We start from the raw sequence: 2,172 nt of genomic DNA on the forward strand, positions 1-2,172 counted from the left end.
TTTCATCGGATCTCATATATATCAACCCTTGGGCTTCACGGGAGTCAAGCGAATTCTTCGCCCTCACCCTCTTCCGCCCCATTAGCGGGATAACCCCAACCCACCTAGATGGAATACCATCTAAGTGGGGAAACCCGCACATCTCGGGCTATGCCAGCCTTTCGGGATGCATGCCCACATCTGGCATTATGTAAAAATATTAGTATGGAGTTGTATAAACTTAATTCTCTCACTGGAACTGCTTACCACGGCTTTTTTGTTGGAGTAAGTCGCATCCCTTGGACGGACTTACCGTTCTCATGTCTAATCAATACCGGAGCGTCTTGGGGTCACTCCTGTCTTTACTCCTAGTTTTCGCTGAAGATCTCCCCCATACACTTCTTCTCCTTATCTCTTTCGTCTCTAGTCGGAAAAAAGGTTATTATAGTTACGTCTGCCCCCTTAACTTCAGCTACAATGACGAGGACGTGGTCGTCGATTAATTGAAAACAGTAGCTCCTCCTAATACTATATGTACACCCCTCTATACACTCCCAATGATCTCCAGTTTGGCATTGAAAGCAAGAGAACTATTCAGGCCTCTGACAAACCCTATTAAGTAATGAGCACACAATTCCTATATCCTGTCCACGGATTTCTAACATTCTTTTCTTATAGGATGCTAACTTGAGCTTTAGAAGATTTCTTTTATGCAGAGAACTAACAAATTTACAACTTATTTCACATTCGTCAAGGAAATCCATGAGACCCTCACACAAGGATACCCTAGATCATCCCTGAAGCCCGGGTATACGAACACGCTAGTTATCTTCGGTTTCACTGTTATCTCTTTGCTGCCAGCCTGTATTATCACTACGCCCTCGTCAATGAACTCTATATTGCTTGGAACTACGGGGGTTGATGACCCTATCATGTTACACGGAAATCCCATCTTGGGCTTATTCGACTCCACAGTCAATGTGGCCGTTACGCTAACAACAAAGCCATCCTCTTGGACTTTCACGTGTGCAGGGATAGGAAAGACCCTGATGAAGACTATTTCATCATTAATAACTATTTTTGCCACTAAAGGCTTAATTACCTTAACCTCGTATGAGGGCTTAAGGCTTTGGCTCATCCGAATCGTCCTCAAATTCTATCTCAATAGTGGAGATCTTCCCATGTCTGTCCCTATAGATCAGAACAAGGGCATCGTGGGACTCCGCGGTATAGTACTCGCCCCCAAAGTCTATGACAAGGCCAGCCTCGCCGAACTCCTCTACCTTCACGTCCTTGTGTTGGGGCCCGGAAATAAGCGGGTCCCCCTTTACGTTGCTAGAGACAAAGGTAGCGTTGGAGTTAAAAACGACAGAAGTTGCCTCAACCGGAAGTGCGTTCACTACCCCGCCATTAAAGGTGGAACCGCTTTTCCTAAACGCGTCTCTCATATACATTTCTGTGAGTAGAGGGTTAAAAAGTCTGACTTCCTCCCCGCTTTAAAGGGCGAGGCTTGCCCTTCCTTTGTCACAGATCCTCTTGGATCTTTGTCACCATCTAGGTAATATGAACGTTCAAGCATTATTATCGCAAGAATCAACTAAATCTACCCTAACCTTAGAGAGTAGGGTAAAGAAATAGTTTACAAACTGAGAAAAGCCTCACTCATTAGGTCAGGGTCTGTAAAAGAATTAATTATTTAAAAACGACTTAGAAAAGAGAAATGGATAACTCGCGTTCACGATTCTAAAGTTAAGTGGGAGCCATAGACCTTAATACGTTATCTTTTAGGGAAAGTTTACTATCAGTACTAAGAAGTCCTTCTCCCCCTTAGGATTTACAGCCTTTTTTAGGCCTCTAGTTTAAGCCTCACTGACGCTCAGCCGTGTTTAACTCGAGTAGTAAGATTATCGATAGCAGAGAAAGCGAAAACTCAATTAGGTAAGACAAGTGAAGGTCGTTAAAGTACCCCAAGAAGACCAACAATAATGAGGAAGCCAAACCGCTCAAAAACGAGAGCAAAGAGTAAGTTGTTGCGGTACGTTTAGTCTTCTTAGAGATGATCTCGCTAATCAGCAAGTTAAGATTAGGAGTTAGCAGACCCCATGCAAGCTCGAAGAGAAATAAACCTATTGTGTTCCTGTGTGTGGACAACAATTTGGTTGTTTTGATATAAATTGAATTTTCTTTATTGTG

The 2,172-nt window shown here is 43.3% G+C and carries 4 protein-coding genes; 1 reads left to right on the forward strand and 3 read right to left on the reverse strand.

All coding sequences use genetic code 11. The features are described from left to right. Positions 1 to 194 (forward strand): hypothetical protein (locus tag DMP16_RS11235; protein WP_221929532.1); only part of this gene is annotated, 194 nt, incomplete at its 5' end. 521 nt (positions 195 to 715) lie between these two features. Here DMP16_RS11235 and DMP16_RS09280 read toward each other — a convergent pair. The 3 genes from DMP16_RS09280 to DMP16_RS11240 all read right to left on the reverse strand — a co-directional run. Continuing rightward, the gene (locus DMP16_RS09280) at positions 716 to 1,117 is read right to left on the reverse strand and encodes a hypothetical protein (RefSeq protein WP_069284256.1); all 402 of its coding nucleotides are present in this window, start codon (positions 1,115 to 1,117) and stop codon (positions 716 to 718) included. After that, positions 1,101 to 1,427 carry a hypothetical protein gene (locus DMP16_RS09285; protein ID WP_143577143.1) on the reverse strand — a complete coding sequence of 109 codons (327 nt, stop codon included), beginning with the start codon at positions 1,425 to 1,427 and terminating at the stop codon, positions 1,101 to 1,103. The genes DMP16_RS09280 and DMP16_RS09285 overlap by 17 nt, the downstream gene beginning before the upstream one ends. Positions 1,428 to 1,845: 418 nt before the next feature. Further along, positions 1,846 to 2,172 (reverse strand): hypothetical protein (locus DMP16_RS11240; protein WP_221929533.1); only part of this gene is annotated, 327 nt, incomplete at its 5' end.

The organism is Sulfolobus sp. B1 (genome assembly GCF_007050195.1).
Classification (GTDB): Archaea; Thermoproteota; Thermoprotei_A; order Sulfolobales; family Sulfolobaceae; genus Saccharolobus.